Genomic DNA, 10,261 nt, shown 5'->3' with positions numbered 1-10,261 from the left:
CACTACGGCAGTCGAATTTCATTTGTAGACGATAAAGTTTACTTCTCAATCGGTGACCGTGGCGAACGTGATAATGGACAAGACACTCAAACCCATGCTGGCAGTATTCTACGCCTTAACCTTGATGGTTCGGTTCCGCAAGACAACCCATTCAAACCTTCCGAAGCTCGTCATGAGATATGGAGTTACGGGCACCGTAACCCACAAGGTATGTTTTACGACGAAGCAACAAAACAGCTGTGGTCGATTGAACATGGACCACGGGGTGGCGATGAAATTAATCTAATCAAGAAAGGCGCGAACTACGGCTGGGCAAAAGTCTCTCATGGTAAAGAGTATTGGGGTCCGTTGGACGTCGGGGAAGCTAAGTCGTTACCGGGAATGGAAGATCCAAAACTGGTATACATCCCTTCTATCGCACCAAGTAACATGATTTTGTACCGTGGCGATAAGTACCCTGAATTGGACGGAAAAATCCTCGCCGGTGCATTGAAACTGGCGCACATCAACGTAGTTTCTATTGAGAATGGCAAGCTCACCGAATCAAAAAGATTGATGGAGAATCTTGGTGAGCGAGTAAGAGATATAACCATCAGCCCCGATGGTTATATCTACTTTTCTACCGACAGCGGCAAAATCTTTCGTCTTGAGGAGAAATAGTTTTCTCTTAAGAGCTAGTCAGACAAAGCTAGCTCTTTAAACTCACTGCCACCGTTTCATTGTCAAAGTCGAGCGTCATGGTCGAGCCCAATGGAACGGTGAGCATTGGGTGGGTATGACAGCTGTCAAAGTCATACAAAATTGGCAGTGGTTGACCGTTAAGTACTTCTAATAACACGTCTATAGGTGCTCGTCCGGTGCCTTTATCGTTGAACTTTTCATGCTTGCCAAGAACAACTGCACTGACTTTTTCAAACACGCCAGAAAGCTTGAGCAGCGCAAAAGAGCGTTCGACCGTTTCAATACCCTGCAAGCAATCTTCCACCAGCAAAATATCGCCTTGTTCGATACTCGGCATAAACTTGCTTGCCCAGATGCCTGTCATGGTATTGAGGTTGCCGCCAATCAAGCGTCCGGTGATCTTGCCTTCGCCTTTAAAGTGCCACTGGTTCGCTAGCGTGTGCTTTGCGCGGTCTTGCTCGCCCCACTCTATCCATTCATCTGTCCAACCTTGAGGCATTGTGTATTGATGCGCCAATCCATCTAACGTATTCACAATCGACTCAAACGAAGCGAAGGTCTCGTCCACCAGTGGCGGGAATTCACCCAGAGATGCCACTAAAGCGGGACCATAGAAAGTAACGATGCCGGTTTGTGCATAAATGCCCATGAGTAGAGCCGTCACATCCGAATAGCCAACAATGATCTTGGGATCTTTCTTCAATGCCTCGTAATCAATGTAAGGCAGCAATGAGTTACTGTTGTAACCGCCAATGGTCGACATAATACAGCGCACTTCAGGATCACGAATCAGCGTATTCAATTCTTCTACTCGCTCTTGAATCGAACCCGAGCGATATTGGTCAGTTTTGCCCGTTAAGATACCTGCTTTTAGCTGGTAACCATGGGATTCCACATACGCTTTGGCACGCTCAAAACGCGCTGGCGCAAATACCGTGGCTGGAGAGGATGGCGAGAAAAAGCCGATGGTGTCGCCTTTTTGTAATGGTTTAGGAATGATCATGCGCGTCCTTGTTTTGTGATACATGGTTGATTTATTTTCGTACAATCTAAGCAGAAGAATCTAAACTTAACAATAACCTTTTGTTTTTTAAAACGATAGTTCGGTTAAGTTGTACGAGGTCATTATGATTCCATTCCCTTTACAGCTCGATAAAATTAAAGCCGTGGTGTTTGATTTAGACAACACCTTGGTGAGTTCTGATATGAACTTCGGCGAATTGCGACAACAGCTAGGTTGTCCGCAGAGTGAAGATCTATTGGATTTTGTCGACGCACTTGAGCACCCTCATCATCGAGAGCACGCTCATAACGTGATATTTGATTACGAGATTTCTGATGCTGAGCAGTCTGCTCCAATGATTGGCTGCCATGAGTTGCTCGCCCACTTGCATCAAAATGAAATCAAAACCGCTATCGTGACACGCAACTGCCAAATCGCCACGCAGCGCAAACTAGAGCACAACCAAATCTCTGTGGAGCGAGTCATCACTCGTGAATGCTTCCCGCCCAAGCCAGACCCATTGTCTTTGCAGGTGTTGGCGAAAGAGTGGCGTTTGATGCCTGATGAAGTGCTTTATGTCGGCGATTACCTTTACGACTTGCAGGCAGCGTATAACGCGCAGATGCCCTCTTGCCTTGTTCATCACGGTAATCAAGAAACCTTCAATGATTCAGCCTCATTGGCGCTTAATGAACTCAGTGATTTATTGAGCCGTTTCGAATCCTTACCACGCAAATAAAGCACACATATAAAATACGCAAACAAAAAAAGGGGCACCAACGTGCCCCTTATGACTTATTCCCGATTGTTTCATGCGTTCCCAAGGATTACTTGGGTGATGCGCCACTTAGCCTTGTAGGTAAGCGTTAAGCATCCACATTAATTTTTCTTGCTCACGGATGTAGTCGCCCATCAATGCCGCTGTACCTTCGTCATCTGCTTCACCCGCGTTTTGTAGAATCTCACGCTGTTTTAGAAGTAGAACGCTAAAGCCTTGAACCAGACCTTGTACACACTCCTCACCAGAAGTCGCGTTTTGATGTTCTTTAATTTCACTTGCTTCCAAGTAGTTGCTGAATGCGTGCGCTGGCGTGTGACCCAGAGTTAGAATACGCTCTGCAAGCTCATCGATTTTTGTTTGTAGATCCGTGTAGATCTCTTCAAATTTTACGTGCAGTTCGAAGAATTGCGCACCTTTAATGTTCCAGTGGTAACCGCGAGAGTTCATGTACAACACTTGGTAATGCGCTAGCAGTTGATTTAACTGTTGAGCTAGTTGTGCTGATTGTTCGCTGTCTAGACCAATTAGGCTTACTTGTTTGTTCATAATCTTGCTCCTAGAAGGATGATACCAATCGTAGTAACGAACGATTCTCTTACCGGGATTGGTATAAAGTTTAAAAATTCTTTTGCAGTATTTGCTGCCGATGGAGTCATATTACGACTCCGGCTCGGTAAAGAAAATTTGGTTTTAGCTATGATTTAAATAGCTAAATCCAATGAGCAAGTAGACGAATATCGGCGTATCATCCAACAAAAAGCCCCAACCCTTTTTGTGTAAAAAGGATTGGGGCTTTTTTACTATTTGGTTAACGTTCAAAAGTAGATGAACAGACGTAAACCTTAACTACGCCGTTTTAAAAGTTGCCATCTGTTGATTCAGCTCGGTAACTTGCTCTTTTACTTGCAATGATGTCTCTGATGCGCGTTGGCTGTTATTCGAAACCTCATCCACTGATTGAGTAATACCGGACATCAATCCAGTGATCGAATTGGTCGCATGAGATTGCTGCTCTGCCGCTGCCGCAAGTTCTGCCATTTGTTCATTCAAAGAACCAATTTGCTCGGTCGTGACAAGCAAACGAGTTACCGCTTTTTCAATGTGCTCAGCGCCCTGCCCCGCAAGTGATTGGCTGTGTTCTATCTCCTCAACCACCGAATTGGTCGAGCGTTGAATCGCATTGATAATGCCGTTTATTTCTGTCGTCGATTGAGTAGTGCGCGTCGCTAACATGCGTACTTCGTCCGCCACAACCGCAAAGCCTCGTCCTTGGTCACCCGCACGCGCTGCTTCTATCGCGGCATTCAATGCCAGTAAGTTAGTTTGTTCTGCTAAGCCTTCAATCACTTCCGTCACTCGACCAATGGCTTCGCTCTCTTTGCTTAACTGCGTCACTTGCGTGCTCGCGGCTTCAATGCTGCCATGTAAGCTTTCCATGGTGACTTTGTTTTGCTCTAGTGCATCGCGACCTTGTTCAATCTCGCCTTTTGAATCAGAAAGCTTCTGCACCGATTGATTGGCTTGATCTAGGGTGTTACGCGCGGCTAAAGCGATTTCATCCAATTGGCTTCCCATTTCAACAATGCTGGTCTGTTGCTGTTCAACATTCGATGAAGTGACTTGCGCCGATTCCAATAAAGCCCCCATGCTGGTATCCACTTGGTGCGCTTTCTCACTCACCCCTGCCACGATGCTCGCTAACGATTGGTTCATGCGGTTAATCGAATCGGTAAGGTCTGCCAATTCATCTTTCCCAACAACGGTGAGCGGAGGCTGAGAAACGTCCCCTGAAGCGATCGTCTTTGCACGCTCCGATAAGTTTTTCACTCGGCGACCAATGGTGTTGCCCATGTATTTTGAAATCGCTACTGCGGCAAACAAAACTAATGCTGCTGCAATCAACATAGTGGTCAGTACGTTCTTGATCGACTGATTAATACCCTGTCCACTTTGATCAGCACGACTTTGCTGAGCCAATACAATCGTTTCTAAACTTTGGTCTAGTGCATCCGCTGCTGGCAACAGTTCATTCGCCATTAACAAGTTTGATTCGTTCCATTCTGGCGATTGACGCAATGCTATCACCTGCTCTGCTAAAGGAAAGTACAGTTGCTGCATTTCTTTAAACAGTGACCACAGTGATTGGTCGTTATCGGTAAGTCTGTCGAGTTTGCTGTCGATTTCCGCCACGGACTGATTGTGGTACTTAATCAAGTCGTGGTATTTGTCCAAATGCTCTTGCTGCCCGTACAACAGGAAATCTCGCAAAGCAGACAGTGCATTGGCAAGGGAGGTATAACTGTCGGCGTAGACTTTAAACAAACGCTTTCTGTCTCCACCAAATGGATTTCCCGACTCTTCATTGATTAAGCTTTGAAGCTGGTCAAGTGCCACTTCTGCAATGGGTGCCGCTTCGTTAATAAAGAGGTTGTGTGCGGGTAAGTTCTCATCACTGTGGCTAAGTTCAATCAGCTTGTTCAAAGAGACTTTTACCGCGTCCCACTGGCTTTGGATCGCTTGAAAATCCTGTTCAGAGATCAACACCTGCAACGTCGGAAGTGACTCGTCTGTAGATGCCATGATATTGCGTACGTCCTCACTCAGACGTGCACTCGCCTCTTCATCGCCACCTAGCAACATGTAGGCTCGAATCGAGGACAGCGACGCTTGAACGGACTGTTGGATACCGCGACTGGTGTCGACGGTCGGTAAATCGGATTTAAGTAACGAAGAGGCGTATTGCTCTACGGTAGTGACGTTGCGATACGTGAATACCGCTGATGCCATAAAAAGTACGGCTAGCAGCACAAAACTGAGCTGCAACTTCCCTGATATCGTAAGGTTCATCCATAAACTCCTGACAACGATGAGCCTTAAATATAACGATGTTTACAAAAATGTTAAATACGGGTATCAAAAGTTACTAAGAAAACCATGTAAACCACTATTTCAAGCCAAGAAATGGGACTTATTCGAAGTATGGTATGCGCTCACTACGTAAAATCAGATAATTAACGTAAGTGGTTTCTAAGCAGTCTTGCTCCCACAACGAGAGAATCCGCTTGGTGGCAAAGTAGTAATCTTTATTACGCAGTAGCACGCCCACCGTACGGCTGAGCTGCTCAAAGCGCTGTTGCTCATTAGCAGAGATGTAATTGTCTTCATTCTGAATGATGGGCGCCAATCCATCAGCAAACCAATTGTTCAGAATTTCACGCATCTCAAGCTCTGACTCCGGCACATCGATACTCGACAACTCTCGATGCTGTGGTGGTGGCACTATGTACTTCGATGCTTTTGGCGAACTGACATAACGGTACATGTCGCTCCTCCTTGTAAATGACTCTTATACCCAAGTGACTTCAAGATGCAGGATTCAGAGCGTTGTCATTGATTCGGGGTCAAGGAAAACAACGCAGCGTAATAGTCAGCTCTTTCCAAGTTGTTTGACACAGAAACCGAGTCAATGACACGCTCCCGAAGGGCGAGCTGTCTTGGTTTGTATACTTTGTTGTCGATTCTTGATTTAGACCCACTAGACCTTTAAATCGCCGCCGCGTCTACAAACCAAGCCATTCTCGCTGAACCTAACATCTCGAGGTTACTTGGGTATAAACTAGCTAAGAATACTTTTTTCAATTTCCAAGTTTTTTTCTAGAGCTCATAGAAAGAAGACCAACAAAAAAGCCATGCAAGTAGAACCTGCATGGCTTTGGTCCGGGCTGCAATGACACTGCCCTCGTCTAGGACTGGTTACATTGAGCTTTGATCGAAATCGTTGCCTTGGTCAGTACCCGTTTGAGTATCCGAGTCGAAGCTGCCAGAGTCATCCGTGAAGTCAACACCTTGATCTTGACTTCCCGCACTTGTCCAGTCGCTGCCGCCAGATTCCATACCCGCCATGTCTGGTTGCTGATCTTGAGCAGAACCTTGCATGGTGTATTGATCATCGACTTCAACTTCAACTGTGCCACTCGCACCTTCTACTGCGCTGCCCAATTCGTCGTAACCTTGGAATTGGATTTCGCTCGTACCTTCGTAACCTTCTGGTAAGTCAACCGATACTGGTTGGTTCAGGTTGCCACTTAATGTGAAGCTGCCATCGCCATTATCCAGTGCGTTGCTTACTGATGCACCATCAGGTAGACCGGACATTTCTGCATAATCCACCGATTCGTTACCACTGACCTCATCTGGAACCGAGATAGAAATGGTATCGCCTGGTGCTGCAGTCACATCAGCTGCGCTCTCCTCTTCACTGTCTGCACCGTTTGCTGCTTGCTCTTCAGGCTGTTGCGCTTCGCCAACTTGCTGCTCTGATGATGCTTGAGCAGTTTGAATTTGTGGCTCGTCACTTTGCGCTGAATCGTCCGCAACTTGGATGCTCAGATTCTGAGTCGATACTTCACCATTGTCGTTGACCTGAACATCCATAGCCAAATTGCCATCGAAGTCATCGTTCGGCCAGTATGTCCACTCTTCATCACCTGATTTCGCGAAGAAACCTGCATCGTTTGCATCGGCGACATCCAACACTTCTGCTGAAGGGCTAATGCCAAGCTCATCAATCAACTGTGCTTCCGTTAGTGTTAGTGAACCATCATCAGCCAGTGCGTAGCCTTCACTGGTTGTGGTTTCACCTTCACCTTGGATGTCGACATTAAAGAAACTCTCAATGCGGTTTTCACCGTCAGTGGCAATAAAGCCAACTTGAACATCTCCGGTGTAGCCTTCTGCTGGTGTGAATTGGTAGTTACCTTGGTTATCGGTCTCTATCACACCTTGACCTTCCATTAGGCTCACTGACTCAATGCTCAAGCTGTCGCCTTCTGCATCGCTCAAGGTCGATAGCATGTCATCATTGGTGAACGACAAGGTGCCATCCGCTGCCATTTCTGTGGTAGAAATGCTGTCGATTTCTGGAGAAGCATTCTCTTGTGGTGCATCTTCTTTCACGACCACACCTGTTTGCTCATCATGCAGCACACCGTCTTTATCAATCACGTAAGCGATATCCGCTTCACCAGTAAAGCCAGGTGCTGGATTGAATGTCCATGTGCCATCACCGTTATCGACAATTTCACCTTGGCTGCGATCAGCTAGGTGAACGAATTTCACTTCATCACCCGCGTCAGCGTCTACGTTTTCTGCCAATCCGATTAGGTCATCTGCGGTTAGGATAACAGGTTCACCCGCTAGGGTTTCGAAGTCACCTGAATCGATGCCATCTTCGAACTCTTCTGGCTCGTCACCATAATCCACCGTTGTTGCGGTCACGGTTACGAAGAACTCGCCATTAAAGTCAGCCGGAGGCGTCATTTGCAGGTCTGAAATATCCCACTCGTTCAAATCGATGTATTGACCCGGTTCCGTAATGGTAATGGTGTTCACACCATCCGTAACTTCGAAGCCAACAGGGAAACCAGTCATCACTAGGTTACTTAACGTTTCTGAATCGTCGATTAGACCGACATTCAAGCCTAGGTGACCTGTTTCGTCCTCACCGAAGACTAACGGACCATCATGGTCGGTTGTGATGACTGCGCCATCGGCAACAGGGCGAACAAACACTGGTACATCAAGTACCGTCTCAAACTCACCGTCACTTACCACAACTTGCAAGTCAGAAACCCCTGCAAAATCGCCAGTCGGTGTGAATGTCCAAGTACCGTCACCGTTGTCCGTTACCTCACCACCACCTTCACCTTCTGCGGTGATAATGCGTGATACGACTAGGTTTTCAGTGTCGATATCGCCGAACAAGTTCATCAAGTCGCCAGCGTCGAAGGTGAATGCGCCATCCTCGTCGGTTGCCATAAAGGCATTACCCACATTGAATGGAGCATCGTTGACTGGAATAACATCCACATTCAACGAGCCTTCAACCACTTCTTCACCATCCGTCGCGGTGTAGCCCAGTTCCACCAAACCATTGAAGTCTTGAGTGGTCACCAAGTGGTACATACCATCTGGCTGCTGGGTTAATGTCGCGTTTGCAGGAGCACGAACCGTGATGCTTTCTACGCTGATTTCGTCACCATCAAGATCCGTAACTTGATCAGCGATGTAAGCTGGGTCAATCACCATGACCACATCTTCTTCGCCTTGCATCTGGATGGTTGGCGCTTCTGGTGCATCGTTAACCGCTTCGACGTTTAGATTGCCTTCAACCGGCGTAACTAAATCACCATCGCTGACACCGAACGACAATGGCACATCACCGTTGAAGTTCTCCGCAGGAGTGAATGACCAAGTACCATCACCGTTGTCTAGCAAGTCACCGTATTGCTCATCAATCACTAGGTCGACAGCAGACAATTCGTCGTAGGTGTTGTCGATGTCTGTCGCGTTAGCAAGCAACATGTCCTGCGTGATAAGAATGGTGGTATCTTCGGTGCCAGCAATATTCACTGGCGTTGATTGCGGCGCATCGTTAATTGGGTTCACCGTTAGGTCAACGCCCACTTCCACGCTCGCACCATCGTTGTCAATCAAGTCGAAACTTAGGTCGATATCGCCATTGAAGTTCACATCAGGCGTAATCGTAAAGCTACCATCTTGGTTCTCAACAACGGTTGCATTGGTTACCGCGGTTAAGTTCACCGCTTCTAGATTGTCGCTGTCGACGTCACCCGCTTGAGCCAGTAACTGCTCTTGACTCAATGTGATTGAACCGTCTTCATCGACGCTGTAAGCCAAATCGCCAGATACCGGAGCATCGTTGACTGGCAATACATCAATGTTCGCGTTGGTTGTCGCAGTTGCACCGTCTTCATCAGCGACTACTACGTCTAGGCTTACGCCACCGTTGAAGTTTTCATTTGGCGCGAAGCTGTAAGTGCCATCGTCATTCGCCGTTAGAATGCCGTCGCTACCACTGTAAGAGACGCTTTCTAGGCTCACGTCGCCTTCCACGTCACTTGATTGCGCTAGCAGTTGCTCTTCCGTGAAGATAATGACTTCGTCTTCGTTAACGGAGTAGCTAGTCGCGCCTGCGATTGGTGGGTCGTTCACCTCAAGAACAGTAATGCCAGCGGTAGTTGAATCCGTCGCCCCGTCTTCATCGACTACGACAACATCTAGGCTGACTTCACCATTGAAGTTCTCGTTTGGCGAGAAGGTGTACGTACCGTCACCATTGTCTTGGAACACGCCATCTGCGCCACTGTAGCTCACACTATCAACCGAAACATCGCCTTCAATATCTGACGAATTCGCTAGTAATTGCTCATCGCTGATTGTGATCGAGTTGTCTTCGTGTACGGTGTAAGACGTGCTACCTGCCACGGGTGGATCGTTCTCTGGCGTCACACTTACATCGATATTTGCGGTCACTGTATCCGTGCCATCAGAAACATCGAAGGTAAAGTTCACATCGCCATTGAAGTTCTCGTTTGGCGCGAAGCTGTAAGTGCCATCACCATTGTCGGTTAGGACACCATCTGCGCCTGTGTAGCTCACGCCTGCAACCGATAGGTCATCGCCATCGATATCTGTTGCGCCATCAAGCAGATCTTCATCAGTGAACAACAAGACGCCATCTTCACCAATGGTGAACGCTTGATCTTCTGGCTGTGGTAGGTCGTTAACTGGATTAACCGTTAGGTCCGCCGTTGCAACGATAGTATCGCTGCCATCGTTGATATCGAACGTGATATCAATGTCGCCATTAAAGTTCGCGTCAGGCGTAATGGTAAAGCTACCATCGTCATTAGCCGTAACCGTCGCATCACCGTCAACCACTAGGTTAGAAGCGGTTAGTGCATCACCTTCTACATCCGTTGCTTGTGCCAACA

7 protein-coding genes are annotated in these 10,261 nt (G+C 47.4%); 2 read left to right on the top strand and 5 right to left on the bottom strand.

Annotated features, from left to right (window positions below):
* On the top strand, positions 1-660 hold a 660-nt coding region (locus R7Z10_RS23350), incomplete at its 5' end, for a PQQ-dependent sugar dehydrogenase (RefSeq protein WP_318106193.1).
* A 28-nt stretch (positions 661-688) separates the two neighbouring features.
* Here R7Z10_RS23350 and R7Z10_RS23345 read toward each other — a convergent pair.
* Complete coding sequence (locus R7Z10_RS23345; protein WP_203345655.1) at positions 689-1,684, bottom strand: S66 peptidase family protein; 996 nt, start codon at positions 1,682-1,684, stop codon at positions 689-691.
* A gap of 124 nt (positions 1,685-1,808) precedes the next feature.
* Here R7Z10_RS23345 and R7Z10_RS23340 point away from each other — a divergent pair, with 124 nt between their 5' ends.
* Complete coding sequence (locus tag R7Z10_RS23340) at positions 1,809-2,423, top strand: HAD family hydrolase (RefSeq protein ID WP_005388252.1); 615 nt, start codon at positions 1,809-1,811, stop codon at positions 2,421-2,423.
* Between the two features lie 108 nt (positions 2,424-2,531).
* On the opposite strand, the gene R7Z10_RS23335 is transcribed toward R7Z10_RS23340, so the two are convergent.
* The 4 genes from R7Z10_RS23335 to R7Z10_RS23320 form a co-directional block, all read right to left on the bottom strand.
* On the bottom strand, positions 2,532-3,011 hold the full coding sequence (locus R7Z10_RS23335) for a Dps family protein (RefSeq protein ID WP_005388254.1): 480 nt from the start codon (positions 3,009-3,011) through the stop codon (positions 2,532-2,534).
* Between the two features lie 300 nt (positions 3,012-3,311).
* The gene (locus tag R7Z10_RS23330) at positions 3,312-5,312 is read right to left on the bottom strand and encodes a methyl-accepting chemotaxis protein (RefSeq protein WP_203345654.1); all 2,001 of its coding nucleotides are present in this window, start codon (positions 5,310-5,312) and stop codon (positions 3,312-3,314) included.
* Positions 5,313-5,433: 121 nt separating this feature from the next.
* Positions 5,434-5,787: a hypothetical protein gene (locus R7Z10_RS23325; RefSeq protein WP_005375589.1), complete on the bottom strand. Its 354-nt coding sequence runs from the start codon at positions 5,785-5,787 to the stop codon at positions 5,434-5,436.
* 431 nt (positions 5,788-6,218) lie between these two features.
* Positions 6,219-10,261, bottom strand: a 4,043-nt coding sequence (locus R7Z10_RS23320) for a tandem-95 repeat protein (protein ID WP_318106188.1), incomplete at its 5' end; no start/stop codon positions are given.

The organism is Vibrio sp. Vb1018 (assembly GCF_033338775.1).
GTDB lineage: Bacteria > Pseudomonadota > Gammaproteobacteria > Enterobacterales > Vibrionaceae > Vibrio > Vibrio alginolyticus.
This window is presented reverse-complemented; position numbering and strand designations above follow the sequence as displayed.